The sequence below is a fragment of the Sphingobacterium sp. BS-2 genome, assembly GCF_046161205.1.
Classification (GTDB): domain Bacteria; phylum Bacteroidota; class Bacteroidia; order Sphingobacteriales; family Sphingobacteriaceae; genus Sphingobacterium; species Sphingobacterium mizutaii.
This window is the reverse complement of the sequence record NZ_JBIXGO010000015.1, coordinates 121686-147856: the sequence shown is the minus strand read 5'-3', so window position 1 is coordinate 147856 and position 26171 is coordinate 121686. Positions and strand designations below refer to the sequence as shown.

Genomic DNA, 26171 nt, shown 5'->3' with positions numbered 1-26171 from the left:
ATGCTAGACAATATCTTGGCTAACATGCTATCCTTTTTAGGCATGAACCCCGAGCGGAGTCGAGGGGGAGTCGACCATCCCAAAGCTCATATCTCATATCTCATATCTAAAAAAAAGCGACCCTAAAGTCGCTTTTTTTTATTTTACTAAAAAATTAATAAGAAGTGCCAAAAGTACCCCGCGTAAAAGATAAAATTTTTTTATTATAAAGATAAAATACAAAAGAATTTTAAAGAAGGTGGTATATTATCCGTATAAGGAAAAAAATATATGGGTTAAGTCGGGGAATTTTTGCACTTCCGATAAAATTTTTAGTTAAAAAAAAAAAAGCGACTTTAGGGTCGCTTTTTTTTAGATATGAGATATGAGATATGAGATTTGGGATGGTCGACTCCCCCTCGACTCCGCTCGGGGTTCATGCCTAAAAAGGATAGCATGTTAGCCAAGATATTGTCTAGCATGCACCTATACTTTAGGGCGAATTGAATTCGCCCGCCAGCTCCATGAATTATTTTTGATTTCGTAATAATTTCCACCAACCTACAGGCTCGCAATTTTTAAAGGTCGCGGGCTTATGCAATAAGTCCCTACAAAACTGGCCGATATTCAATTAAACAATAACACCTGATTTGCCCCCCAGAACGTAGATCTGGGATGGAGTGACTCCCCCCTCGACTCCGCTCGGGGATCATGCTCAATATGGATTGCAAGTTGGCCATGATCTTGTCTAGCATGCACCTATACTGTAGGGGCGAATTGAATTCGCCCGCCACCTCCATTAATAATTTTTGATTTCGTTATTATTTCCAACAACCTACAGGTCCGCAATTTTTAAAGATAACGGGCTTATGCAATAAGCCCCTACAAAACTGGCCGATATTCAATAGAACAATAACACCTGATTTGCCCCCCAGAAAGGTCTATTGTCTTATGTCTATTGTCTTTTGTCTATAATACCCTCTTAACAATCCTCAACTTATGGGTTGTTTGTTGGAGGTCGTGGTTATAGATCCCTTCGTTGTCGATGGAGTCGATACGTACTTTTTCTACGACGTGTAGGATCTCTTCATCGGAAATTATGATTCCAAGATGGTCTACTTCGCCTTGTTCGTTAATGAAAAAGGCTAAATCGCCGCCTTTTATTTCTGAGATAAAATCGATGGATGTGCCTAATTGGAGGATGCCTGGGATGTCTTTCGGGATCTCAAGGCCGAAATGGCGATAAAATAAGCCGCATAGGCCAATATTGTCGATGCCATGCACTGTTCTTCCCTTATAGGAAAATGGGCTGTTCAGGTAGCTCGCTACGAAGTTTTCCAATTGTTCGCGATCTCTTTCTTCTTCATAACCTTCTTCGGTATCACGGAGATCGGAAAGGATCTTGTAATTGTCTACAGCAGTTATGATGCTCTTATTCTCGGGAATGGGACTTCCGTGATGGATCTGCATGGTTTTGTTCTCGCCGGCAACGGCATAGCCTCCCACCTCATCAATGATATAATCTGCTGGGATAATCTCTTCAACCAATTCGAATTGGCCTTCCATAATCCAACCTTGGATCACTGAATCTGGAAGCTGGATCAATGCCCAAGACTTTTGTCGCTCTATGATGCTGAAAGCCTCAGCAAATAAAAGTTCATAAACACGATTGGATGAAAACTTTGGAGACTCGAGTACCGAGATCGAACTTAAAACACAAATTCCTAATGCCATAAAATATGCTGTTTTATAAAACAATTAAGCTAATTTAATCGTTTTTTATATATTAGATATACATTATAATCTAAATATCATGACTACAAAAAAGTTCAATCGAATATTATTAGCTATCGATGAAACCCCTTGTTCCCGTCGTGCCATCGACTATGCAAGAGAGATTGTTGAAGAAATACATCCTGCCCTTGCTTTAGTAACTGTCGTACCTCCCACTTCGCCAACATCTTATGGTGTGGACCCGCTATTAGGTCAGCAACCGATTATTGTTCCTGAAGTATCCGAAATACAGCAACAAGCATCTCAGGAATTCCTAAATAGGTTAGCTACGGAATTTCAGGGCGCCTCTGAAACATTTACCTTTAATCGTGTTGGTGATGTTCGCGACGAAATCTTGCAGGTTGCAAAAGAATGGACAGCGGATTTAATAATCATGGGCAATAATGGCCGGACAGGCTTTGACCATTTCCTTTCAGGATCCGTTTCGGAAGCCTTGATCAGAAAAGCAAGTTGCCCTGTACTGGTAATCCCGTTAAACTGCGATTAAGCTTTTACAAATTTCGCTACAAACATAGAGTCTGCTTTTTTATCATAGCCGATAAGGGGATGCTGTACCACTAACTGCAATCCTAAGGTATCGGAGATGTATTTGCTGACTTCCTCGTTCTCGGCTTCAAAAACAGAACAAGTGATGTATAACAATGTTTTTCCAGGCTTAAGGAATGGAACAACATGCTTCACGATCTGTTTTTGCAAGTCTGAGTACCTTTGTAATTCATTGCTCGTAAACTTCTGAAGCATTTCAGGGGTCCTTCCCCATGTTCCTGATCCGGAACAAGGTGCATCCAATATTATTCCATCAAATGACTCCTCCCCAATGATATGGTCAACGGGTTTGCTCAGGTCTAATATTTTCTTGCGAAAATAGGTTCTGATATTGGCTTTCTCAAAGCGCTCATCCAGATTCCTAAGAATGCTCAACCGGATATCAGAAACCAATAATTTAACATTTGGTTCCTTATCCAGCAATAAAAGTGACTTACCTCCAGAAGCTGCACAGCAGTCCCACCAAGAGCTCCTAGGAACTACCTCTAGTTCATTGAGACTCTGTTGCGAAGATAGATCCTGCACCTCATAATCACCATCTACGGATTTGATCTGTTGAAGATTGGTTCCATTAGGTAAAGAAAGTGTTTGTGCGGCAAGCTCTTCAAAAGGGACTTCATTCTTTTCCAAGGTCTTTTTCACCTTGCTTTCCATACCCTTTTGGATACGGATATACAGATTAGGCTGAATAAAGTGGGAAAGGATAAACTCTTTTTTAGCAATGCTGGGAGAAAGATAAGCTGTAAATGGGAACACTTCTTCTAGAAAGTCACCATACTTGGATTGTATAAAGTTCACCTTCTCTTCAATATCCAAATTGATCTTTTCGGACCATTCGGGTTGGAAAACCTGCACTACGGCAGAGTTTTCTTCACAAAGAAATTCAGCGATGCTAAGTTTCTCGGAAAGATCCAGATCGGAAAAGGCTTTCCCTAGACGGAAGAAGTTATAGCAGAACCGTGAGTTCATCCTTCTATCGGATGAACCCATTTGTCTGTTATTCTTATAAAATTGAGATAAGAACCTAGAGAAAGGTTCCTTAAATTGATATTCGTTGATAGTACGTTCGAAGTTGCGAACTTGCTGCTGTACTCTTTTGCTATTGATTTCCAATGCTTCTTATTGAAAAGAACCGTTTCGGTAGGTCCTTATTTTTACTGCTTGGTTTACATATCCCCAAGTTGGATTGTAATTGAACTGGTAATCACTGAAGATTCCGGAGTATTTCTCATCAACTACCTTCTCAGCATATCCAGTTCCGTATTTGCTCAACAAGGTCGCAAAATATTTACCTGCATCATAACCTTTATAGGCAAAGTCAGATGGGTCAACTTTAAAGGAGTTTTTATAGTTTTTCTGGAAATTCTGAACGTCAGAACTCCACACTTTTAAGTGGCTTTCAGAGCTGATGGTAGGATCCATACGGTAGAAGTTATCGTATGGTCTAAAATCAACACGTGACCAAAGTGGGTGCCCGAATAAACGAATGGCATAGCCTTCGCCAACCTTATCATCCAATGCAGTCACAAGGGAACGCAATTGGGTTTTCTCAGTTGTTCCGCTGATCACAAATGCTGTCCCTAGGTCAGGAATGGTTTGTTTCAATTGGGCGACTGAAGTAACATGGACGATTTTCGCCATAGGCTTCAATTTCTTGATTTCCTCATCAAATCCGGCAATGAAGTTACGGTGATCGGTATCTCTTGCATCAAACACGATGATTACATCATTGTCCATATATTTTTTCGTCATCTCTTCGGCAATTGCACGCATATGGATGCGGATTGGAGGAGTTAATGAAACCAGATTGGAGATATTGAATTCGGTAGGCATGGTAGCGGCCAAAGGATTGACCTGAAGGACTTTATTGTTCTTATTGCCTTTGGCAAAAGAACGGATTTCCTTAGGGTAAACTGGGCCTACAATTAAGCTTGCGTTTTCCACCTCTTTAGAAGCAGCGATACTGATGTTTTTCATCTCATTATCCTGCGTGTCCATCACCTTGATGTTGAAATCACCAGGTTTTTTGGCAACCTCATTGACCCCCAACTGGAAACCTTGGTAAAAATCCAATGCTAATGCAGAACGCTTCACATCGGCTTCCACCACGTTTTCGTTGGCAATCATATTCAGTTGAAAAGGTAAAAGCAGAGCAATGCTATTGGCTTGCTCGGATGCTTTTACATTATCATCTTTTTTGGAATCCTCTTTCTTATCGTTTTCAGATGTGTTCTTTCCTGCATCCCTGTCTTTATTGCCATATACATTTGGGTTTTTCAAGACTCCACCTGTAGTTTTCGGCGAACAAGAACTGACTGCAAGGACAGCACCTAAGCACAACGCGGCAAGGGTACCTCTATAAAAGTTTTTCAAATTATTATTCCCACTCAATTGTTGCTGGTGGTTTTGAGCTGATATCATATACGACTCTGTTGATTCCTTTGACATGATTAATAATCTCGTTTGAAATTTTAGCTAATAAATCATAAGGCAAATGAATCCAATCAGCTGTCATTCCATCAAGGGAACCAACAGCTCTAAGCGCTACTACGTGTTCATAGGTACGTTCATCCCCCATCACTCCAACTGACTGAACCGGCAAGAAGATAGTTCCCGCTTGCCAAACCTTATCATACCAACCTGATTCTTTCAGGTTACGAATGTAAATGTCATCAGCTTCTTGCAAAATCCGTACCTTTTCTTCCGTAATATCACCTAAAATTCGAATTGCTAATCCTGGACCTGGGAAAGGATGTCTTCCAAGGATCGCTGGATCAACTTCTAATGACTTTCCAACACGACGGACCTCATCTTTAAATAAAGTCTTCAAAGGCTCGATCACCTTCAATTTCATGTAGTCTGGCAAGCCACCTACGTTATGGTGTGATTTAATGGTTGCTGAAGGGCCTTTCACTGAAATGGACTCAATAATATCTGGGTAAATAGTTCCTTGACCCAACCATTTTGCTTCAGTGCCTTCCGGCAATTCTTTTTGTATTTCTTTCGCAGCCTCATCAAAAACATCGATAAAAGATGCGCCGATGATCTTACGTTTTTGTTCTGGTTCTGATACACCCGCCAATCTAGAATAGAATAGGTCTTTGGCATTAACACCCTTGATGTTCAAGCCCATGTTTTTGTAAGAAGCCAATACTTGATCGTACTCATCCTTACGTAATAATCCATGGTCTACAAAGAAACAGTGCAATTTATCGCCAATAGCATGGTGCAATAATACCGCAGCAACGGTAGAGTCAACACCACCCGATAAAGCCATAATAACATGGTCATTACCTAGTTGCTGTTTAAGTTCTGATACTGTAGTTTCAACAAATGCGTCAGCAGTCCAGTCTTGGGTACATCCACATATATCGATAACAAAGTTTTTCAATAGCACTTGGCCATCAGTACTGTGCGTTACTTCGGGATGGAATTGAATACCGTAGGTTTTGCTTCCTTCGATTTGATAAGCCGCCACGCGTACTTTATCGGTACTTGCGACAATCTTGAAGTTTGCTGGAACCTCTTTAATGGTATCACCATGTGACATCCATACTTGAGATTGGGTTGGTATGCCTTTCAATAAATCATTCTCTTGATCAACAAACTGCAAATTAGCACGACCATATTCACGGATTTCAGAAGGAAGAACCTCACCATTGGAATGCTGTGCAATATATTGCGCACCATAACAAACTCCTAATAATGGGAATTTTTCCTGAATGGCCTTGAAGTCTATCTGAGGGGCGTCTTCTTGACGCACTGAATAAGGGCTACCTGAAAAGATCACGCCTTTTACAGATCCATCAAATTCTGGAAGGTTGTTGAATGGGTGAATTTCACAGTATACATTTAGTTCCCTAACGCGACGCGCAATTAACTGGGTATATTGCGATCCAAAATCGAGAATGATAATTTTTTCTGACATGGCGCAAAGTTACAAATCAATACACAATTTATCAGAGGAAATGTTAACTTATTGACGTAAAAAAGAAAGCAAGCATTGAATCAATGCTTGCTTTCATAAAAATTCTTAATTTTTACTGATGGAAAACGATCTTTCCACCGGCGATTTTCTTATCTCTTTTGTTCTTAGGATTGCCATAGACATCAATCGTACCACCCATTCTAGTCTCTACGTCAGCGGATTCTGAGGCATTGACCTCGGTTTTTCCACCGGCATTTACCCGTACATGTACTATCTCTGTTTTTAGGTCCTTACCATAAAAGTTTCCGCCTGCAGTGGTCGTGACATTCAGTTTGGTTGCTGAACCCAAAAGGTCTATGGACGAACCTGTATTGGAAGATACATCCACGCCTACCGACTTGATATAAGCTCTGATTTTGGAACCCTCGGAAGCCGTGAATATCATCGCCTCTTCTTCAATGGCGGTTTCCTCAATATTTACTTCAGAACCTTTCTTGGCAATGATACTAGAAACGGAAGGGGTATACACCACCACATTGGCTTGATTTCCCTGCATGATATGACTGCCTTTCATCTTTAGGCGAAGCTCTCCTTTTGAATATACGGCCTCCACCTTGTCTGCCAACTCGCCATTGATCACGATTTCATGCTTATCACTTGGAACTACGCTCACCCATAACCTATCGGTCACTTCTAGAACAGAAAATTCATTGATGCTCTGCTTGATCTGAGCCTGCACCGAATGAAAAATCATGGATACTGCAAATAATAAAATGTATTTCATCTTCATAACGCTAATATAGATATTTACCTACCTAATAACGCTAATTCGTCCTGAGTATACATATTTGCACCCTTTAAATATTTGTAAATTTTTTCTTTGGTGAATTTATCCGACATCTTATAAAGATTGTTCATCACAAAATCCTTGTCAGATTCTATTTCATTATGGTAGCCTAAGTATTTGGGAATATGGTATTGGATACTTAGACGGATAAACCGAAGCTCGACATTATTGGGATTGGTCTTGAGTTCTTTTTCCAACTTGTTTTTCCCGTCCTTGAAATAACTCATCTTTTTGAATGGATTAGAAGTATGTTTGGCCATGAACATATGAAACGCAGCGGCATATCCGCGTTCAACCGGTGAGTCCGCATTTTCTTCCAAAGCCTCTAAGTGCCTTTTACACAAATCCTCATCCTTGACACCTTTGTTAAAATCATTTCGAACGCTGTTCAAATCCAACTCTTGAGAACGTATCTCATTGGAAATCAACAGAACAATGGCTAAAATCATTATTCTCATCATAATTAAAAATGGTTTATCTTCCATTAATTTACAAAAAACAGGCCAAGTAGAATAAATTTTAACACTTTCAGCTAAATTTTAATGAACGGAAAACTGATTTTTTCCCTACAGAGAATAAAAATTTAACCCTGCGCCAAAAATTATTAGTAAATTGTAGTGTAAAAATTAATAACCTTAAAACTAACTTATGGAAAACAACGAAAACAGCTTTGAGCAAGCAGACAATATCAATCCGCAGAACAATCCCTACTCCAACTATGATTTGAAAATTGGACCTGTCGCCATTGAGTATCTGCGAGAAACTTCAAAATGGGCAAAATTCCTGTCGATACTCGGCATGATTGGAATGGCCTTTTATTTAGTGGTTGCCTTTTTCATGATGTTGTACTTTATTGGAAATAGTTCTACGAGTCGTGAACAAGTTAATGCCTTCGCAATGATCCCTTTCCTTCTCATGATGATCATTATGATTGGTTTATACTTCGCTCCGATTTTATGGTTATATAAGTTTGCGAAGAACCTCCAAGATGCGATCAATATGCGCAATTCAGATCAACTGACGACAGCTTTCAATTTTCTCAAAAAGCACTATAAATTCATAGGTATCTTGGCGATTGTTATGCTAGGACTCTATTTATTGAGCTTCTTTGGCCTACTGGCCACAGGCGTTCTGTCGAAAATGTCTGGAGGCGGTGGATTGTAATTTTTAATAAACAATAATTAGAAATAAGAAGAAGGAGGTTTAGCAATTGCTGAACCTCTTTTTTGTGTCTCATTAATATCTGTTCGGAATAGCTTTCTATTACTCAGAAAAGCTAAAACACAACTCGTGATAACGAAAAATATCTTTCAGGGCATCTTTAAAAAACATTGGTTAAAATTTACTGAATATTAATAAGATAAAATAGGTCAGGATGAAGAGTATTTATGCAGGAATTATTCTCAGGTACTAATCCAAAACTTCCAAAAGAAGAGATTGACTTTTTTTGGGGCTAAGCATTTGAAAGCTTCATTGGAAAACGCTAGAACTAAAATAGTGGTCAATAAAGCTAGAGCTTTAGTAACCACAAAGGATAAATTACCCGAGAAACACCTGTTCATAGATTGCCATTGGAACCAGCAAATCCTTCATATAGTTTCAAATATTTGATTATGCATAGAGAGTGGCAGAACTAGGTTAAGCAAAGAGGGGGTCTGAATATTTCAGATTCATCGGAGATATAGTGTTATCTCATTTTCAATGACTCGTCATATGGCATTAATACCTCCCTTAACTTAACCTTATCTGTAAAATTTCTAGCAATATTGTACGCTGTTTTAAAATATGATTCCTGCCCATTATAATGAAATACATAAATTCTTTTACATTCTCTTTTTTCAAAAAGCATTTTTAACAACGTCCGATCAGTAATGCTACAAGAATGTCCCATAACATATACTTCATAATCTTCATAAGAAATAAACTGCAAAAGTTTTTGATACCTTCTGTTGCGTAAATAATGGAATGATTTCATACAATTAAGCCAATTATCTCCATAATTAGTTTCAACTTCTTTATAAAATTCATTTTCTTCATCTCCAATACCAAGAACAACATCCTCCCGATTATCAATGCTTCCATGAATATTTAATACTTCAAGAGTCTGAAAATTCTTTCCATACCTAGTATTCAACAGATATTGAGTATCAAATAAATGCGTAGTATAATTAAAATTTAGAAATAAAACCTTGCCTTTTAATTCATCATTAATATGTTCAGCCTGAACATCTAATGGAATATTAAACCAATTGGATTTATCAACTTTAGGTTCGTTTTTAGTAATTAAATATTCAATAAGATTATCCCTTAAACAGATAATATTATTATTTAGTTTCCTTATTTCTTGATTTTCGGCAATAAAATCTTCAGATTCAAAAACATTGGGTCCATTATAATTAGAAACTATTTTATGATGAGATATTTTAATTTGATGAAATATTTCATATTCAATTCCATTCCAATCAACTTCAAAACATTTTGATAAAAGATTTTTCATGAATCTTGTCTTAGGTATTATTCCTATGAAAAAACTCTGATAACTTGGCGAGATTAAATTTTCAACAATTAAATCATCAACTAGATTATTCTTAATTTTTTCCTTAAAAATCTTTAAACACTCTTCGTGACGAGCTGAAGGAGAATAATAACTGGTAATTGATATTTGTAAACAATCATCCTCGTAAATATTTGTTCCGGATTTTAAGCTTCTATTTACAACTTCGCAAAGATACCAAGTAATAAAATCAGAATAACTAGTTTTCAATTCATGACCTAAATCATATCCATTTCCTATAATAAAAATCTTATTGATATTTTTTTCAGACATATTAGAGAATTATTTAATCAAGATAGATAATATTTCAATTCTTAATATACCCCTTTCTTGAAAACCTAAAAAACGGGGAATCAAAGATTCCCTAATAAGGTCTGAAAAAACGAAAAGCTCATCGAATGATGAGCTTTTCGTTTTGTACCCAGGGCCGGGATCGAACCGGCACGAATTGCTTCATTGGTGTTTGAGACCAACGCGTCTACCAATTCCGCCACCTGGGCTTATTCCCTTTGGAACGATGCAAATATAGGTACTCTCCTTTATTTTCCAAAAATAAAATTACTCCCATCGCTAAACTAACTGATTTTTAGCCAATTTATTTTTCAAAAGCCCTCCAAAAACCATCAATTGGTTGCATTAACAATATTTAACATCGTGCAAAATAAACCATCCCCCCTCTTTTTCATCTTACCAATAAGCAAAACGAAAAAAGGAAACTGCCAAAATCGTGAATCCGTTAACATACTTTAACTAAACTCGATTTAAACGTTTTCACTCAGAATTGCTCAAAGAATAAAAGGACAATAAAAATAGATAGACTATGAAAAAGATATTAACATTTGCTGCTTTATTTGCTGGTTTAAGCTTTGCAGCTTCTGCACAGACACAAGATAGCGTAAAGAAAGATAGATCAGAGGTTCGCCAAGAGATGAAACATAGAAAACATGTCCGTGGCGGAGACAGAATGGGTAAGATGATGAACAAAACCCCGGAGGAAATCGCAAAGATGAAAACTGATCGCTTGGACAAAGAATTGAAGTTTACGGATAAGCAAAAACAAGATGTTTATACCTACAATTTAGATCAAGCTAAGAAATGGAAGGAAAAACAAGAAACTAGAAAAGCTGATCGTGAGGCTCGCAAAAATGAAATGAAGGCTGAACGTGATGAATTCATGAAACTGTTGACTCCTGAGCAGCAAGAAATATTAAAGAATAAAATGGCTGAAAACCGCAAGGGCAGAATGGACCGTGGCGACAGACCACAGCATCGTCAGATGAAACGTAGGGACATGGACCGTAAGCCAGTGGAAAAACCAGCACAAGAAACTACAAGTGTAGAAAGTTCAAATGGCTAAATAGAGATTAAGGTTTTTTTATTAGTTAGTGGTTATATGTTTAATTGATGAAGGTCCCGTGCTTATTACGGGGCCTTCATATTTTTATGGCTTTTCAATGGAATTGGTTAATTCCACGAAGCTTTTAGTTTTGACCCCATTTCCTGGTCCTTCTCCACAGAGACAGACCTTGGAATCCTTTCCTTCAGCTCATCAACATGCGAAATAATACCCACCACCCTATTTTCATGATGTAAATATTGTAGGGTATCAAACACCGTATTGATACTTTCTGAATCTTGGGTACCGAAGCCTTCATCAATAAAGAAGAAGTTTCTATCAGACTTATTCAGCGATTGAATGTTTTCAGCTAAGGCTAATGCCAAGCATAGCGATGCTTGGAAGCTTTGCCCACCTGACAAGGTCTTCACCGAACGCCTGTAGCCATTATTGAGATAATCAATTACCTCAAATTCATTATTTTCATTAATAGTAAGGCTCAGCTGGTTTCTGGTCAATCGGTGGAAACGATCGTTCGCCATTTCACACATCTGCCTTAAATGGATGCTGGATACATAATTCACAAAGCCATTCCCTTTGAATAGGTTTTCTAGCACCTTTAAATTGGCACCTCGCGCATTCAGTTGATCAAACTCTTCCAACAACTTCTCTTTCTTACCTATCTCCAAGGTCAGATGCGCCAATTCTTTCTCCAATCCTCCTGTTAAGGACAATTGCAATTCGAGCTCTTCTTTCTTAAATTCAAACAACTTACTGCTGGTCTCTAACTCCTCTTCGGAAAAGTCCTTATCCTTCAAAAAGTCCCTTAAAGAATTGATCTGCGTCTCTAAGACCTCTAATCTCACATAAAATTGCTGAAATTCCTTACGCAATTGATCAACTGGCATTGGTCTTTGGATAATATGCTGCACTTGCGTAATATCTGCAAACTTATACTCACGCAATAATTTGGCAAGTTGTTCTTGCCTCACCTTGATCTGCTGATTGAAATTGCTCAATTGTTCTTTCGCAGCACTATATTGACCAGCAATCTCCGCCAATTTAGTTTTATAGGTATTCAGTTTCTGGTTCAAAGTCAGGTAATCACTCTCAATCTGTACAACGCGTTGATCAAGGTGCAACTTCAATCTTTTCACCTCATCAAGATCGATTTCTGAGAATTCCTCAAAGTTCACTTGTTGCAGGGAATTCTTGCTATGCAGGCTTACGCCTTTCACAACAGCTATTTCAGCCTTGATGGCATCAAGTTCTTTTTCAAATTTCTGGATGTTCTCCCTACTCTTCTGCAGATCCTGACGCATCTGTTTGATCTCAGCCTCTAATCCAGATGTGATCTGTTCGCTTTGCTTCACTCGCTCTTTCTGCGCCTCAAAAGCATCCGTATCCTCTGATGAATAACCAGACCATGAAAATGCCGACAGATGCTCATTCAAGTTACTGGAATGGCTATCATTATCTTTCTGCAATTGGTCTAAACTGGTCCTTTTGGTATGCAAGGAAATACTGGTCCTCGTAAGCTGTTCTTTCAGCTTTTGGAATTCGGTCCGCTTTCCATCCAAATTATATTTCTCTTGGGTAATCTTATTCAACTCTTCCTGCACATGCGTTGCAACCATGGGTTCAGGATGATCCAATGCTCCACAAAGCGGACAAGGCATTCCAGATTGTAGTTCGGTAGCAAATCGACTCAACTTCGCTTGAACCTGCAGATGGGTTTCTTGCTCCCGCAGCTTATTCAAATCGTTTTCAATCAATTTCAGCTCATTCCCGATCATCTGCTCCCAGTTATCCTCGGTATAACCTAACTTATTGAAAAGAGCCTGCTCCACATCAACCTCTTGCGCCAATTGCTCCAAGAGTTTGTTGGAGTTCTTTTGTTGTTGCTCGATGGTATCCTTCTTATGATACCATTTCTCCATTTCAATCAGCTGGGAAGTATCAATTTTCTCTGATTTCAATTCTTCCAGCCTGTTCTCAGTCTCCTCCAACTTCTTAGAAAGATTGACCTCAGCCTCTTTGGTCCTCTCCACAAAGGGAGTACCTTTGGTCAATCGAGTCTCCAATTCCTTTTCCTTCTTATCGTTCTCCTTGATCTGGATAAGCCTTTTATAATCTTCAGTTTTAGCCCTGAACACATTAAGGTTCAGATAATCATGCTGAACAGAAGCAATCTCCTTTTCAATCACATCAATTTCCTGCAATTGACGCTCTTTCACCACCTGAAAATTCTCAATCTTATGGATCAAGGATTCACGTTCTATATTTAGCGATTGCAGGTAATTCAATGGCTCTTTAAAAGCCTGAGAAGTCCTTTCATAGCGGTTGACTTCAGCTTCTTGCTGTTGAACTCGCTCCTTTTTGCTATTCAGTTCATTGAACTGGGCTTCCTTTTGCTGCAGCTCGATCCCTTTGTCCTTGTATTCTTGCAAAGACTGAACCTTCTGCTGCAACTCTTGAAAATCGGCTCGAGTAACCTCCAAGGTCTTTTTAGCCTCTTCCACCTCAATTTTCTTTTGATTGAGGACTTCTGTCGAAATGCTTTCAAAACCAGACAGGGCACCTTTTAGGTTTTCAAGCTTACGGTTGTTACCTGCTTGCAGAAAGCCCACTTTAGGTCCTAAATCAAATTTATTCAGGTAAAAGATCTCCTTCATCATTTCGGAACGATCCTTTCCCTTCAATTCTAAAAACTCCTTAAACTGACCTTGCGGAATGATAATGGTCCTTCTGAAGTTAGGATAGGATAAATTCGTTACTAATGCCCCATCAGCAGACTCCATCGGCACCCATTGCCCATCAATCCATTCATAGGCCGTACGCTCAATCGGAGTGGTATCATCAAAATTTTTCCTTCGCCTCCATTGGGCCACAAAGCGGAATTTTCGTTTTTCAAAGTTCAGGAACTCAAAGACTATCATCGCTTGATTAGACTTTAAGTTCATCATATTATAGGCTCGTTTATCAGTCTTATTCAAGCGTTCGGTATCACCGTACAGCGCAAAACTGATAGCCTCTAATATGGATGATTTCCCAGAACCCACCTTACCGAAGATTCCAAATAATCCCGCTTCCGTAAGTTCTGAAAAATCTATAGATTGTTTTTCTTGATAGGAATATAACCCCTCAATACTTAAAAATAATGGCAACATACTTAATCTTCTTTTTCTAAGGTATTTGCTGCGACCTCGTTAAATAGGGTCATTAATTCTTCATTAGGTTCCTGTCCGTATTTCGATTTGAAATAATCCTTGAACAGGTCTTTCATGTCTTGATCTAAGTTTACACTCGATCGCCCACTTTGCAGTTCCTGCTTTTTACTTACCACTGGAATAACATGGATAATCCCATTATGCGCTTCATGAACGCGTTTTAAATCGCTGGAACTTAAAAAATTATCAGATTCCAAAGTAAGCTCGACCAAAGCATTGGGATTATCATGCAACCATTTCACCGCTTCGTCAATATCATTGAAACGCATCCGAACCAATGGCCTCCCTTTTTCCAGATGCACAGTCCTGTATTGAGCAATCTTATTAGGCTCTAAATCAACAATGATCACCTGTTTCTTTTGCCCGCTTTCCGAAAAGGAATAAGCCAATGGACTTCCAGGATAGATCACAGGAGCTGTTCCCTGACCGATTTCATGGAACTTATGTAAATGCCCTAAGGCTGTATATTGTACTTGCGAGGGAATACTATCAGAATACACGAGATCCGCGAAACCTAATCGGAGCGGCTTTTCCCCTTCAGGTTCTTCCAGCACTTCAGCCCCTCTCTTCAGCATATAAAGATGAGTGGTCAATAGGTTCACCCCATAATTATCACAATATTGATTAGCAGTTTCCTGCCATCTCATTTTCAAAAGCTCCTGCAATTGGGTAGCCTTATCCGTATCGCCAAGGTATTGTTTCAGGCGAATTTCATTCGCAAAGGCTGTGCTCAATATCCGGAGGGGATAATAATACTTAGGAAGTTTGATCTCCAAGAAGCCCTCATCCACCCTTATTACATCAAAATTACCTTCTACGGTAATGGGATTTATCTTTAGGTTCGGTTGTCCAAAAAAGAATATCCCCAATTCCCTGGCCAATGAATCGGGCGAGTCAATACGATCCGGCGAATCATGGTTGCCTGCAATGGCGATAACCGGTCTTTTCCCATTCTTGGAAAGTCGCTTTAAGGTACGGTAAAGTAATTCTGTTGCTTCAACTGGGGGATTAAAAGTATCATAAAGATCTCCAGAAACGACAACGAGGTCAACTTCTTCGCGATCGGCAATCTGACATATTTCGTCCAAAACTTCCTTTTGCTCCTCAATCCGAGAAAAGAAATCAAGCTTTTTACCCAGATGCCAATCTGCTGTATGTAATATGCGCATTTACGATAAATCTGTGATGGTGAAAGTTAAAAATACAGATTTTTCTTTTTGTAAAGGGTTAAGAAATGTGAAAGATTTTGGGGACTTATCCCCTCTTGAATACCTTAACGGTCGGAGTGACCGAGGTCTTTTTCGGGATTAACCCTATTGCGAACCAATTGCTTAAGTTCTTTGATTTCCGGGAAACGACCTTCCTTTTTCCTATCAAAAATTATTTCATCATTCACGAAAACCGTGTAACGACCACTGATCTCACTAGGTTCCAGATTCACCGAGTGCAGGTCCTCAACAAAAGTGGTCAGAAGCTCTTGAGCCATGTAAGCAGCTCGTAGCATCCAACCACATTTGGGACAATAAGTTATGCGAACTATTGCTTTCAATACATTAACCTAAATTATTGTTTAACAACAGTAAATGCTTCCGTTTTTCCATTATGACAGGTATTACAGGATATATTGTAAACCACTCCATCATAAGCACGGTTGAAATGCTTTTTATTGATCTGTTTCGTCATTTTGATCATATGCCTTGCAATATTTTTCTTCGGGTTAGCATCTGAAGCAAAGTCTAAACCCTTCTCTCCATTCGGCTTAGGAGCATGACAATGATTACATTTCACGCCTAAGGCCATATTGAAGGATTTCATGGTGCTATCCAACTCTTCATGGCTGATGTTCTTTGGAAGAACCTTTAAATTCTGAGGTCTTTCCTCTTGTCCCCCTATATGAAATGCACTCAGGCCAATGACCAGGGCAAATAAACTTAACAGTGTGATAGCTTTTCTCTTCATATCTCTTTGATTTTTAATGGTTCAGCAATTTAATAAAAAATACATAGAATTGTAATATAAATGTCATGAAAAAATATACAATATTACTAGACAAACACTTACGCCACAGCATTTGGTTTAAAACTTCTTTGTTTCTATCTTGCGAGCCTTGATTTTTAACTGATTCAAGCCGGCTCGAAGCCTCTCTTCTTGCCAAAAACATGAAACGATAGCTATGTACAAACATTTTTTGCTCTTAACCTGCTTAATTCTTGGGATGACTTTTTCGTCTTCCGCTCAACTAAAAGCGATTAAATCTAAAACTGGTTATTCATATTGGGTTAGAACACCTGATAACATAGATAAGAACGAAAAACTTCCAGTCATTGTCTTTCTCCATGGTCGCAGTCTTTCTGGCCACGATCTGAACCGTGTCAAGCGATATGGCGTACTTAGGGCAATTGAAAGAGGAAAAGACTTAGAAGCCATTATCGTGGCCCCACAGACCTCCAATGGATGGGATCCAGACAAAGTTATCGATGTATTGGATGCTGTACTGAAGGATTACCCTGCCGATGAACATCGAGTTTATGTTTGCGGCATGAGCATGGGCGGTTATGGAACCATGGATGTCGCAGGAAAATACCCAGATCGGTTTGCTGCGGCAGTTGCTATCTGTGGCGGTGGAACCGTGAGTTATGCTTGCAACCTGACCCAAGTGCCCCTATGGATCCAACACGGAAGCGCAGACCGTGCAGTCCCTGCCTCTGAATCCAAGAAGATCTACAACGCCATCAAAAAATGCAATAAAAACGCCGATGCCACCCTCACCATCATTCCGGGAGGAACACATGGTAGTGTAGAACGTTTATTTCATGGTGAAAAGATTTACGACTTCATGTTCAAACATAGCAAAGGTTCATAATCAGATATTTGAATAGCTACTATTAAACATCTACTTCAAAATAACATTATGCTAATCCAGGTCCATGACAGTATGCAAAAAGACTATTCTTATGAGCTTACAGAACCTATGGGCAAAAACTTCCACCCTGAATTCCAACCTCAACTAAGTCCACAGGAAATGCTTGAACTTGGCGTATTCAACGGAAAGTACCTGAATGATTGCCAATCTGAATTCCCAAAGGAATGGTTTGAAAAAGCAAAGCTATATCATGGAGATAGCAAAGCCGGCGACCCGAATCTAAACTTCTTTAAAATAAAGGCTTCACAACCCCTAGCTGAATGGAAAAGAAAAGGCTGGATAAACCCTCAGGACCCCCGCGGATGGTTCCAATGGTATTGCCGATACTTTATGGGTAGAAGATCTGAAGATGATGAAAGACAGATCAAACGTTGGAAAGCATTTAAAAGACATATTGCCCAAGTCAAGGGAAATTGTACCTTCGGAGATTTCCAATGCCGCCCCAAACAAAGACAGGCACTCTTGCATTGGGCATATGATAGCATCAATCTTTAGACCTAAAGATTAGCAGCAAAGGACAGCATAAACTGTTTTCCATTATAGGAAGGCATCAATAGAAATGGATTTTTACGTTTTTGGAGCCGATCTTCCAGTCGCGGCAGCATCCAATAAGCCATCTTGGTACTTAACACCCCTATCCCTGCCCCCATGACCACATCAGACAACCAATGGCGATTATTGTACATCCTAAAAAAGCCAGTACCCACAGCGACGGTATAGGCCCCAACCCCATACCAAATAGACTGATGCCTATATTCCTGCCAGATCAATTCAGCACCAACAAATGCCGTAGCGGTATGGCCAGAAGGAAATGAATTGGATGCAGAAAAATCAGGTCTTAGGATAGGCACACTCTTTTTCATCAGGTTCACCGTACTTCCCATGATGATATGGGCAACTGACGCAACAAACAACCTGGACTTTAAATTATGCTTTGCCTTGACTCCCATGAGATCAAATGCAAAATAAGATCCCGTAGCAGCATATTGGGTAAAATCATCAATTCTTATCCTAATTGGATTATCGGCCTGTAGATTATCTCGGATTAAGTGATTCTGCTTCTGCAAATAAGGGCTCTTAACTGAAGCAATACCGTAGCTAATAAAACCAATCGGAGCCAGCAATTCCTCATTAAATATTACATCTGGCAAACCTCTTTTTTTTACCGGCATGTATTGGACAAAGGCACTGTCCTGTTGGCAGAAACAGCATTGCCCATTGAAATGCAAAACAAACATTAGTATTAAGCGTAATAAGATTGCTCCGTACTTCAGAAGTAGCTCCATCCATGAAATAAATTAGGTCATGAAATAATAATTGATTATTTTAATAATACTTTTTCCTATTACTAAACATAGTATTATTAGAACTAATTTATTATTAAACCACAACAATAGAAATACCTATAACAAGGTATTTTTTCTTAAGTCACTTATTATCTACACGTCAAAAGCAAAAAACAAATCACTGCTAGTTAAGCAAAACAATCCCCAATCTTTTAAAAACTGGTGCAATTATATAAATCAACCATACATTGGCACATTTTTTCTACCATTTAAGCCGTTCTTCATTTAGCTTTAAGATAATTCAGCTAAACAGAAATGATTCTAATTGATTTTACATGAGCGATATCCAAAAACCAGAAAATGGCGATGCAACAAAGTTTTTAGAGACTATGGGCGTTTCAGAACAATTCTTTGAGGCAATTGATGCCTATAGACTGGAAAACTTACCTGAATACACAAGAAATACAGAAACCTTCGCAGGCTATCAATTGAAATATGCAGATACAGCTATTGGAGAGCGACTAATAGAACTGCTAAAGAAAATCTATCAGGAAGCAGAACTCCAGAAATTCAAGGGCATGGATGCCGATTCTATCTATGAATACGATAAATCAAAATTTAAATCATTTGAGAAATTAATCGAAGACTTTTATGATGAAATCTACCTAGAGGCCAATAGATTACTTTCCGGGGTCCAAATTACAGGTACACCTAATCAGACCCGTCCTTTTGAATTCTTCACAGTAAATCGTCCAAATGGCCTCTACATCGTCAAAGCTTTCGATAGTTACATGCCGCAGAACATACAAATCAAGCAGGAGGCATTGATTAAACCCGCTCAATTCCTCTCTATCGAGGCCATTGACCAAGAAATCAGGATCACACTTTCAGCGCCGGATCAGGAACTTATTTCCAGGCATTTCCTAACAAATCCAGATGAACCCCTTGCCCTCCTGTTAAAACAGAGAATAATTAATATCGTCAGAGATACAGCAAATCTCCAAAACAACGTTTTATTAATTTGGAGTCCTTGGCCGGCTTCAGAGCTATATGACATGACTAAATCAGTTAAAAACGAAATACTTTAACATATAAAACTACACCCTATGTTTGAAAAGACACCTCTCATTCAAGCCATCGACAGCGGAGATATCAGCAAAGCTGTTGAATTGTACAATCAAGGCGAAAGAATCCCTCATAGCCAGCATGCTTACGATTATTCCCAACTTTACGATACCCTTATCCGAAAAAAAGGCTATGAACTTATTAGCTTAATGCTACAGAACAATGAAATCGAGAAAGACATCTATATGCTCGACAAAATTGAGGACAGTATCTTTTCAAAACTGGTCAAGGTGAAAAACCCTGATGAAGAATTTATTTCATTTTTCAGCAACCTATTGGGTCAAGCGGAAAACATTAATGATGAGGTTTCAGGCCAAACGCTGATCAGTTTTGCGGTAGAAAGCGCAGCGGATCCCGCAATTATCCAAGCCTTGATCGATGCCGGTTGTAGGGTGGATTTCAAGAACCAATCGGAAGACAATCTATTAAATATTAGCATCAGGAAACATGGCATAACTCCTGAACAAATAAACCGTTATATCGAAATATTCTTAAGCGAAGGCGTAGATATTAACGAAACAAATAAGGTGGGTAAAACCTCCTTGCATATCGCCATGGAAAACAATAAATACCATGTCCTTGAAAACCTATTGCAGAATGGAGCCAGCCCTAATCAGCAGGACAATGAAGGCAATTCGGCTTTCTTTATTGCGGTTGCCCATAAACATGATGCGGAGCAGTACAAGAAACTTTCAGAATATGAAAGCATGGATTTTGAGCAAACTAACAAAAATGGAGAAAAAGCTCTGCACAACCACCTCAGGATGATCGATGGAGCTGAAAACACCGAATTGATCTTGCAGATGATTGAAGATGGAGCTGATTTAAATAATACAGCCCCGCACTACGGAAAACCAGTTTCTGCTTGGGACTGGATTGCACAGAAAAAATCTCCTTTCTTCGAACAAGTATTCAAACAGGCGCAGCCTGAAATAAATGAACAGGATGACCTGGGCAACACCCTTTTACATAAAGTCGTGATGAAAGACAGCAACTATGATCAGAATACGGCCAAAGAAACTTACAAAAAAGTAAAATTCCTACTGGATAATGGCGCTACTGCCAGCATCTTGAACAACAAGGAACAATCTGCCATGGCGATTGCCTCCGAAGACAACTTAAAAGGAAAAACAGTCGAATTGCTATTAATCGCTCAACAAAAAGAAAACTAAGAAATTATGTCCATGTCATTTATCATCGCCTGCGAAGGCGGAAAAAGAAAAATAGCCGAATTACTATTGGAAAACAATGAAGTAGATGTCAAATATACCGATGAAAAAGGCCGTACTGCGATGCATTACGCCGCACATCGAGGCTACCTTGACTTGGTAAAGCTTTTGGCAGAAAAGGGTGCCGATCTTGATTATGAAGATCAACAAGGCGAAACACCCCTGTTTTTTTCATGCCTACAGAAACAAAAACAAACGGCTCTTTATCTCATTGATGAAGGTGCAAGAGTGGACATTAATGACCTGAAAGGAAATAGTTTAGTCCATTTAACCTCATCTACCGGTCAAGCAGATGTTCTAAAAACGCTGATCGAAAAAGGTCTTGATGTCAATACCCTAAACAACAATACCGAGAGCCCATTAATGTTAGCAGTATTAAACAGAAGCCTGGAAGCTGCAAAAATTCTACTTGAAAATGGAGCAAACCCTGACATCAGCAACAAATCTGGGAACACCCCGCTATTGATGGCGGTAAAAAACAGACACCTACCAATGGTTGAATTACTATTGGAAAATGGAGCTGATGTCAACCAGATCAATCAATTTGGTGAATCAGCAATCTTGGTCGCTTGTTATGAAGGCAACAAAGCCATGGTAAAAAACCTTTTGGACAATGGCGCAGACGTCTCAATCAGCAGTGCTGAAGGCGTTTCCCCTATTTGGCATGCATGTTCCCACAACCAAAAAGAAATCGTATCCCTGCTTCTTGATAATGGCCTAGATGTAAACCACAGCAGGCCTGTTTCTGGAAATAGCCAGGCAATGTATGGTTATCTGGATTATGTAGAGACCAACAATAATCTTTCCATTGATGCCCAGTTCAATTTTAATGTGAATGAATCCCAAGGTGGCGAGAGCTTACTTCAACATGCCGTCAAAAATGGACACCTGAGCATGGTCAAATTATTGATTGAACGCGGCGCAAACATCGATATGCAAGATGAATCAGGGAATACAGCACTTCATTACGCAGCAGCAAATGGCAAAAAAGATGTGCTAAAATATCTTTTAGAAAACCATGCAGATCCACAATTGGTCAATGTAAAGGAACAAAAAGCTATAGATTACTCGAACATCAAGGGATTCAATGAAATTACTGCCCTGCTCATCCAATTTGGATCTACCCAAGGAAAAGAAGCTCCAAATACCGCAGCTCCAAGCCCAGCTGCTGGCAATAGCAGCGCCCCTGTCGATAAGAAAAAGGCTTTGATGGATCTTAAAGACCTGTTGGATGCAGGAATCTTAACTCAGGAAGAATTTGATGTAGAAAAGAAAAAAATATTGGCTGGTTAACATTAGGCAAAACATTTTGACAAAATTAATGTTGCTTAGGGAAATTGAACAATATGACCAACATATCAATTGGACTACTCTTAATCCGGGTCTTTATAGGCTTAAGGCTTATGTACGGGGTATTTGACAACCTCATCAGTTGGGACCATATGCAGGAATTTGCTGGCTTTTTGGGAAAAAATAAATTCCCTTTCCCAACAGTTTCTGCAATAGTATCGGTAGCAATTCAGATGATCGCCGGTTTCTTGTTATTGATCGGTTGGCAAACCAAACTCTCTGCTGTGTTAATCTTCATCAATTTCTTGATCGCCATTTTCATGGTTCATCTACCTAATGGGGATTCTATAGAATTGATGACAGCAGCCCTAGCCATGCTTTTCATTTCAGCTTGCCTATTCTTTACGGGTGCTGGAAAATATTCAGTGGACAAAGTTTAACATAAAAAATACAGAACAATGGAATTGACAAATTTTAAATACAGTCAGAAAAAATTAAACAATATGGCCATGATTTTCCTCCTTTTAGGAATCGCTGGCTTAGGCTTTGCCTATTACAAATGGTTCGTAGACACCAATAGTTATGCGGTTTCCATGGGGAAATATGGCAGCATCTTTATCGCTCTGTTGGGCTTTGGAGCATTCACCTACATGAAACTGTTTGGAAAAAAGTCCGATGAAATCGCACTCAGCATTGGTACTAATGGAATTACCTCCAACACCACGCCTGTTGCCAAGGCAGCAGAATTGATTGAATGGGACGATTTAGCGGACATCAATTTCAACGGAAACTTTTTGGACATCTATGTCAAAGATCCTCAGAAATATGCTGACAGGATGAAGAGCTTCTTTGTCCGAGATACCTATCTAAAAGCGATGAAAGGGGTCATCCGAATTTCCATAGCTGAGGTCGATGGTTCTCCGGAAGAAATGTCCAAGGCAATTAGCAAATATTTAAATCTATAAGGTAATTACTCTTTATCGATACCTGAATTCAGGTAATTTCCATTAATTACTAGCCCTAACTACCTAATTGTTTTAGATTTGCAGGACACAAAAACTATCCTAATATGAAAAAACAGTTTTTATTTGCATCACTTGTTCTGGGATGCAGTCTATTTGTCGCTTGCGGCGGATCTAGCAAATCAGAGGAAGAAGGGGATTCAGAAGATACAGGAATCATCGAAAACATAAGCAATGCCGGAGAAGCTATCAAAGGTCTTAATGGCCTGGAGAAAGCAATGAAGGACATTGAAGCGCAGATGAACGCCTTAAAAGAAAAGACTCCTGTAAGTAATGATGAATTAAAAAAGGTGCTACCTGAAACCTTGGAAGGTCTGAAAAGAACCTCCATCAATCTTGGTGAATCCGCTTCCATTGGTGTTTCCAGTGCAAATGCGACCTACCAAAACGAAGATGCTTCAAAAACGATTGAAATCTCCATCTTAGATGGGGCGGGTGAAGCAGCAAGCTCCATTACTGGCCTTGCATTCTATGGATTCAACCAGGATTCGGAAAGAATCACTGATGATATGACCGAAAAAACAATGGAATACAAAGGTCAAAGAGCAAAACTGACAGAATCTAAATTCAATGATAGGCAAACCTCAACCATTGAATGGCTGCATAAAAAAAGGTACCTAATGAAAGTCGAAGGAGAAGGATACAGCATCGACGAGGTAGGTAAGATCATGGATAACTTAGCATTAGGGAATTTACCTGAATAAACATTACACTACATATCTAAACAAGGGGCAATGAATTTCATTGCCCCTTGTTATTTTTATAAGTGTTTAATTATTTCCTAGGTTTTGAAGCCATCACAAATTGCAGCTCTCCCCCATTTGAAATATCAGTATGTGAAATCTTAAAGTCTTTCACTTCTTGCCCATTCCACAACACCTTGCTCACATATACATTTTTCTCCGATTGGTTTTTAGCCAATACCTTCAAGGTTTTGCCATTTTCCAATTGTACCTCAGCCGACTTTACTAAAGGGCTTCCTAACCAATAATGAGTGTCTCCAGGTGCAACCGGATAAAAACCCAATGAACTGAACAGGTACCAAGCCGACATTTGTCCACAATCATCATTCCCACCTAAACCTGCAGGTCCATTGTGGTATTGGTTACGGATAATCTGCCTGATTCTTTCTTGGGCCTTCCAAGGGCTTTTTGTGATGTTGTATAGATAGGCAACATGGTGTGAAGGTTCATTTCCATGAACATAATTCCCTATGATCCCCTCACGCGTGATATCTTCAGTATTCTCAAAATACTTATCAGGAAGGTGCATGGTAAACAAGGAATCTAAATAAGTTTCAAATCGCTTCTGTCCACCCATAGTTTCCATCAATTGAACCGGTTGATGTGGAACATACAAGGAATAATTCCAAGTATTCCCCTCAATAAATCCCTGTCCATGCGTATCTAATACATCAAATTTTTCTCTAAATACACCTTTGCTATCTTTAGGACGCATAAAACCAATGCGTTCATCATATAGGTTCTTCCAATTCTCAGCGCGTTTATTGAATTCTGCTGCGATCTCTGCCTTACCCAATTTCTCGGCTAATTGTGCAATACACCAATCATCATAAGCATATTCCAAGGTATTGGAAACCGAAGTGCCATTTTTATCATCCGGAACATAGCCCAAATCGATATAATCGCCTATGCCCTCATATCTTCTTGCATTGGCAGTCTGCACACAGGCATTCAAGGCCGCCTCCGCATCTCCCTTGTACACGCCTTTCATGATCGCATCCACAACCACCGATACGGAATGATAGCCACTCATACACCAGTTTTCATTGGCATAATGCGACCAGATCGGCAACATATTCAATACCGATTGCTCATGATGGGCCATCATGGATGAAACCATATCTGCATTTCTCTTCGGATCGACCAAATTCAACCAAGGATGAAAAGCCCTAAAGGTATCCCATAGAGAAAAAGAGGTGTAATTTGTAAAACCATCTGCCTTATGTACCTCTTGATCCAAGCCTTTGTACTCACCATTAAGGTCCATATAAACAGTTGGCATTAGGTTAGCATGATAAACAGAGGTATAAAAGTTAACCAGATCCTCTTTGTTCAGCATATCTACCTTAAATTTCTCCAGCTCTTTATTCCAATCTGATTTACCTTTATTGACGATCTCCTCAAAATTCCAGTTTGGCGTTTCTGCCTGCATATTTTCCAAGGCATTCTTCATGCTTACTGGACTCAACGCGACTTTCATCATGACCTGCTCCCCTTCTTTGGTATCAAAATCCAAATGCATTTTGATATTATGCGCCGCTAGATCCGGGAAATTATCCTCTTGGTTGAATTTCCTCCAGAAACCCTTGTATTGCACATTCTTATCCAAATATTTGGCACCATAATTCTTAAAGGCTTTAGAAGTCTTGATAGCAAAATATACAGTTCTGGTCCTTGCCCAACCATTGGTCTGCCTATATCCTGTAATAGTGGAATCATTCAGCACACGAACGACTGTCCACACATTTTTGCCATCATAATTATAGATGCCAGAAGTCAAGTCCAATATCAAATGAGATTGATCAGAAGCTGGAAAAGTATAACGATGCACACCCACACGGGTGCTTGTAGTCAATTCTGCTTGGATATTATGCTTATCCAACTTCACCTTATAGTAATTCGCCTCAGCAAGCTCATTATCATGACTATATGGAGATCTATATCCATCTTGCGGACGGTCCGATGTTCCTGGATTCAATTGCACCTTTCCTTGGGTTGGCATAACCAAAATATCCCCAAGGTCGGAATGTCCTGTTCCTGAAAAATGGGTATGGCTAAAGCCGACGATCGTAGGGTCATCATATTGATATCCTGCACAATATTTATACACATCTCCAGTATATTGTCCGTTGACCGCATAAGGGATGGTATCGGTTTCGGGGCTCAACTGTACCGATCCAAAAGGAACAGTTGCCCCAGGAAAGGTATGCCCCATTTTTGCAGTTCCGATCAATGGTTTGACGTATTGGCTCAAGTTTGGCTGTTGGGCATTCGACATTAGCGGAATGACCACAAAAGCCAATACTTTGGCAAAATTCATATAGTTCTTTTTCATCATA

At 39.3% G+C, this 26171-nt stretch carries 24 protein-coding genes and 1 tRNA gene; 11 read left to right on the top strand and 14 right to left on the bottom strand.

The window, feature by feature from the left end:
* Positions 1-948: 948 nt before the first annotated feature.
* Entirely contained in the window at positions 949-1713 is a 765-nt protein-coding gene (locus tag ACK2WI_RS07005; RefSeq protein WP_409150189.1) for a C40 family peptidase, read from the bottom strand.
* 79 nt (positions 1714-1792) lie between these two features.
* On the opposite strand from ACK2WI_RS07005, the gene ACK2WI_RS07000 reads away from it, so the two are divergent.
* Entirely contained in the window at positions 1793-2260 is a 468-nt protein-coding gene (locus ACK2WI_RS07000) for a universal stress protein (protein WP_093097842.1), read from the top strand.
* Here ACK2WI_RS07000 and ACK2WI_RS06995 read toward each other — a convergent pair.
* From ACK2WI_RS06995 to ACK2WI_RS06975, 5 genes are all read right to left on the bottom strand, one after another.
* Entirely contained in the window at positions 2257-3432 is a 1176-nt protein-coding gene (locus ACK2WI_RS06995) for an RsmB/NOP family class I SAM-dependent RNA methyltransferase (RefSeq protein WP_409150188.1), read from the bottom strand. The two genes, ACK2WI_RS07000 and ACK2WI_RS06995, sit on opposite strands and share 4 nt — an antisense overlap.
* 6 nt (positions 3433-3438) lie before the next feature.
* Positions 3439-4740 carry a hypothetical protein gene (locus tag ACK2WI_RS06990; protein ID WP_312698055.1) on the bottom strand — a complete coding sequence of 434 codons (1302 nt, stop codon included), beginning with the start codon at positions 4738-4740 and terminating at the stop codon, positions 3439-3441.
* Complete coding sequence (gene guaA / locus ACK2WI_RS06985) at positions 4697-6247, bottom strand: glutamine-hydrolyzing GMP synthase (protein WP_312698054.1); 1551 nt, start codon at positions 6245-6247, stop codon at positions 4697-4699. The genes ACK2WI_RS06990 and guaA overlap by 44 nt, the downstream gene beginning before the upstream one ends.
* 112 nt (positions 6248-6359) lie before the next feature.
* Positions 6360-7031 (bottom strand): GIN domain-containing protein, encoded by a 672-nt coding sequence (locus ACK2WI_RS06980; RefSeq protein ID WP_409150187.1) that lies wholly within the window; start codon positions 7029-7031, stop codon positions 6360-6362.
* 23 nt (positions 7032-7054) lie between these two features.
* Complete coding sequence (locus tag ACK2WI_RS06975; protein WP_409150186.1) at positions 7055-7555, bottom strand: hypothetical protein; 501 nt, start codon at positions 7553-7555, stop codon at positions 7055-7057.
* A 187-nt stretch (positions 7556-7742) separates the two neighbouring features.
* On the opposite strand from ACK2WI_RS06975, the gene ACK2WI_RS06970 reads away from it, so the two are divergent.
* On the top strand, positions 7743-8258 hold the full coding sequence (locus ACK2WI_RS06970; protein ID WP_312698052.1) for a DUF5362 family protein: 516 nt from the start codon (positions 7743-7745) through the stop codon (positions 8256-8258).
* 523 nt (positions 8259-8781) lie between these two features.
* On the opposite strand, the gene ACK2WI_RS06965 is transcribed toward ACK2WI_RS06970, so the two are convergent.
* Together ACK2WI_RS06965 and ACK2WI_RS06960 are read right to left on the bottom strand one after the other, a co-directional pair.
* The gene (locus ACK2WI_RS06965; protein WP_409150185.1) at positions 8782-9921 is read right to left on the bottom strand and encodes an AbiH family protein; all 1140 of its coding nucleotides are present in this window, start codon (positions 9919-9921) and stop codon (positions 8782-8784) included.
* Positions 9922-10066: 145 nt separating this feature from the next.
* Positions 10067-10148 (bottom strand) — tRNA-Leu (locus ACK2WI_RS06960).
* Positions 10149-10468: 320 nt separating this feature from the next.
* Between ACK2WI_RS06960 and ACK2WI_RS06955 the strand changes: the two genes are divergently transcribed.
* Complete coding sequence (locus ACK2WI_RS06955) at positions 10469-11005, top strand: hypothetical protein (protein ID WP_409150184.1); 537 nt, start codon at positions 10469-10471, stop codon at positions 11003-11005.
* Between the two features lie 107 nt (positions 11006-11112).
* Here the strand turns inward: ACK2WI_RS06955 and ACK2WI_RS06950 are convergent, their stop codons facing one another.
* The 4 genes from ACK2WI_RS06950 to ACK2WI_RS06935 all read right to left on the bottom strand — a co-directional run bounded on the left by ACK2WI_RS06950 (position 11113) and on the right by ACK2WI_RS06935 (position 16173).
* On the bottom strand, positions 11113-14154 hold the full coding sequence (locus ACK2WI_RS06950) for an SbcC/MukB-like Walker B domain-containing protein (protein WP_409150183.1): 3042 nt from the start codon (positions 14152-14154) through the stop codon (positions 11113-11115).
* Between the two features lie 2 nt (positions 14155-14156).
* Positions 14157-15383: an exonuclease SbcCD subunit D gene (locus ACK2WI_RS06945; RefSeq protein WP_409150182.1), complete on the bottom strand. Its 1227-nt coding sequence runs from the start codon at positions 15381-15383 to the stop codon at positions 14157-14159.
* Between the two features lie 104 nt (positions 15384-15487).
* Positions 15488-15763, bottom strand: coding sequence for a SelT/SelW/SelH family protein (locus ACK2WI_RS06940; RefSeq protein WP_312698048.1), 276 nt, complete (start codon positions 15761-15763; stop codon positions 15488-15490).
* Positions 15764-15777: 14 nt separating this feature from the next.
* Positions 15778-16173 (bottom strand): c-type cytochrome, encoded by a 396-nt coding sequence (locus ACK2WI_RS06935; protein WP_313368430.1) that lies wholly within the window; start codon positions 16171-16173, stop codon positions 15778-15780.
* 214 nt (positions 16174-16387) lie between these two features.
* Between ACK2WI_RS06935 and ACK2WI_RS06930 the strand changes: the two genes are divergently transcribed.
* Complete coding sequence (locus ACK2WI_RS06930; protein ID WP_093097858.1) at positions 16388-17077, top strand: prolyl oligopeptidase family serine peptidase; 690 nt, start codon at positions 16388-16390, stop codon at positions 17075-17077.
* Positions 17078-17125: 48 nt separating this feature from the next.
* Positions 17126-17632, top strand: coding sequence for a hypothetical protein (locus tag ACK2WI_RS06925; RefSeq protein WP_093097860.1), 507 nt, complete (start codon positions 17126-17128; stop codon positions 17630-17632).
* A 2-nt stretch (positions 17633-17634) separates the two neighbouring features.
* Here ACK2WI_RS06925 and ACK2WI_RS06920 read toward each other — a convergent pair whose 3' ends face one another.
* Entirely contained in the window at positions 17635-18423 is a 789-nt protein-coding gene (locus ACK2WI_RS06920) for a phosphatase PAP2 family protein (protein WP_312698046.1), read from the bottom strand.
* A 335-nt stretch (positions 18424-18758) separates the two neighbouring features.
* Between ACK2WI_RS06920 and ACK2WI_RS06915 the strand changes: the two genes are divergently transcribed.
* From ACK2WI_RS06915 to ACK2WI_RS06890, 6 genes are all read left to right on the top strand, one after another.
* Positions 18759-19511, top strand: a complete 753-nt coding sequence (locus ACK2WI_RS06915) for a hypothetical protein (RefSeq protein WP_409150181.1) — start codon at positions 18759-18761, stop codon at positions 19509-19511.
* Between the two features lie 18 nt (positions 19512-19529).
* Positions 19530-20720 carry an ankyrin repeat domain-containing protein gene (locus ACK2WI_RS06910; protein WP_409150180.1) on the top strand — a complete coding sequence of 397 codons (1191 nt, stop codon included), beginning with the start codon at positions 19530-19532 and terminating at the stop codon, positions 20718-20720.
* 12 nt (positions 20721-20732) lie between these two features.
* Positions 20733-22070 carry an ankyrin repeat domain-containing protein gene (locus ACK2WI_RS06905; RefSeq protein WP_409150179.1) on the top strand — a complete coding sequence of 446 codons (1338 nt, stop codon included), beginning with the start codon at positions 20733-20735 and terminating at the stop codon, positions 22068-22070.
* Between the two features lie 53 nt (positions 22071-22123).
* Positions 22124-22507: a DoxX family protein gene (locus ACK2WI_RS06900; protein WP_409150178.1), complete on the top strand. Its 384-nt coding sequence runs from the start codon at positions 22124-22126 to the stop codon at positions 22505-22507.
* A gap of 18 nt (positions 22508-22525) precedes the next feature.
* Positions 22526-23032 (top strand): STM3941 family protein, encoded by a 507-nt coding sequence (locus ACK2WI_RS06895; protein ID WP_409150177.1) that lies wholly within the window; start codon positions 22526-22528, stop codon positions 23030-23032.
* A gap of 104 nt (positions 23033-23136) precedes the next feature.
* Complete coding sequence (locus ACK2WI_RS06890) at positions 23137-23793, top strand: hypothetical protein (protein ID WP_093097870.1); 657 nt, start codon at positions 23137-23139, stop codon at positions 23791-23793.
* 70 nt (positions 23794-23863) lie between these two features.
* On the opposite strand, the gene ACK2WI_RS06885 is transcribed toward ACK2WI_RS06890, so the two are convergent.
* Complete coding sequence (locus tag ACK2WI_RS06885; protein ID WP_409150176.1) at positions 23864-26170, bottom strand: GH92 family glycosyl hydrolase; 2307 nt, start codon at positions 26168-26170, stop codon at positions 23864-23866.
* Position 26171 lies beyond the last annotated feature (1 nt).

Excerpts from the sequence above, each read along its gene's own strand:
- ACK2WI_RS06990 (WP_312698055.1), bottom strand. The coding sequence starts at position 4,740 with ATGATATCAGCTCAAAACCACCAGCAACAATTGAGTGGGAATAATAAT.
- ACK2WI_RS06970 (WP_312698052.1), top strand. The coding sequence starts at position 7,743 with ATGGAAAACAACGAAAACAGCTTTGAGCAAGCAGACAATATCAATCCG.
- ACK2WI_RS06890 (WP_093097870.1), top strand. The coding sequence starts at position 23,137 with ATGAAAAAACAGTTTTTATTTGCATCACTTGTTCTGGGATGCAGTCTA.
- ACK2WI_RS06955 (WP_409150184.1), top strand. The coding sequence starts at position 10,469 with ATGAAAAAGATATTAACATTTGCTGCTTTATTTGCTGGTTTAAGCTTT.
- ACK2WI_RS06945 (WP_409150182.1), bottom strand. The coding sequence starts at position 15,383 with ATGCGCATATTACATACAGCAGATTGGCATCTGGGTAAAAAGCTTGAT.
- ACK2WI_RS06975 (WP_409150186.1), bottom strand. The coding sequence starts at position 7,555 with ATGATGAGAATAATGATTTTAGCCATTGTTCTGTTGATTTCCAATGAG.
- ACK2WI_RS06895 (WP_409150177.1), top strand. The coding sequence starts at position 22,526 with ATGGAATTGACAAATTTTAAATACAGTCAGAAAAAATTAAACAATATG.
- ACK2WI_RS06965 (WP_409150185.1), bottom strand. The coding sequence starts at position 9,921 with ATGTCTGAAAAAAATATCAATAAGATTTTTATTATAGGAAATGGATAT.
- ACK2WI_RS06925 (WP_093097860.1), top strand. The coding sequence starts at position 17,126 with ATGCTAATCCAGGTCCATGACAGTATGCAAAAAGACTATTCTTATGAG.
- ACK2WI_RS06905 (WP_409150179.1), top strand. The coding sequence starts at position 20,733 with ATGTCATTTATCATCGCCTGCGAAGGCGGAAAAAGAAAAATAGCCGAA.
- ACK2WI_RS06915 (WP_409150181.1), top strand. The coding sequence starts at position 18,759 with ATGAGCGATATCCAAAAACCAGAAAATGGCGATGCAACAAAGTTTTTA.
- ACK2WI_RS06950 (WP_409150183.1), bottom strand. The coding sequence starts at position 14,154 with ATGTTGCCATTATTTTTAAGTATTGAGGGGTTATATTCCTATCAAGAA.
- ACK2WI_RS06900 (WP_409150178.1), top strand. The coding sequence starts at position 22,124 with ATGACCAACATATCAATTGGACTACTCTTAATCCGGGTCTTTATAGGC.
- ACK2WI_RS06910 (WP_409150180.1), top strand. The coding sequence starts at position 19,530 with ATGTTTGAAAAGACACCTCTCATTCAAGCCATCGACAGCGGAGATATC.
- ACK2WI_RS06980 (WP_409150187.1), bottom strand. The coding sequence starts at position 7,031 with ATGAAATACATTTTATTATTTGCAGTATCCATGATTTTTCATTCGGTG.
- guaA (WP_312698054.1), bottom strand. The coding sequence starts at position 6,247 with ATGTCAGAAAAAATTATCATTCTCGATTTTGGATCGCAATATACCCAG.
- ACK2WI_RS06930 (WP_093097858.1), top strand. The coding sequence starts at position 16,388 with ATGTACAAACATTTTTTGCTCTTAACCTGCTTAATTCTTGGGATGACT.
- ACK2WI_RS06920 (WP_312698046.1), bottom strand. The coding sequence starts at position 18,423 with ATGGAGCTACTTCTGAAGTACGGAGCAATCTTATTACGCTTAATACTA.
- ACK2WI_RS06935 (WP_313368430.1), bottom strand. The coding sequence starts at position 16,173 with ATGAAGAGAAAAGCTATCACACTGTTAAGTTTATTTGCCCTGGTCATT.
- ACK2WI_RS07005 (WP_409150189.1), bottom strand. The coding sequence starts at position 1,713 with ATGGCATTAGGAATTTGTGTTTTAAGTTCGATCTCGGTACTCGAGTCT.
- ACK2WI_RS07000 (WP_093097842.1), top strand. The coding sequence starts at position 1,793 with ATGACTACAAAAAAGTTCAATCGAATATTATTAGCTATCGATGAAACC.
- ACK2WI_RS06885 (WP_409150176.1), bottom strand. The coding sequence starts at position 26,170 with ATGATGAAAAAGAACTATATGAATTTTGCCAAAGTATTGGCTTTTGTG.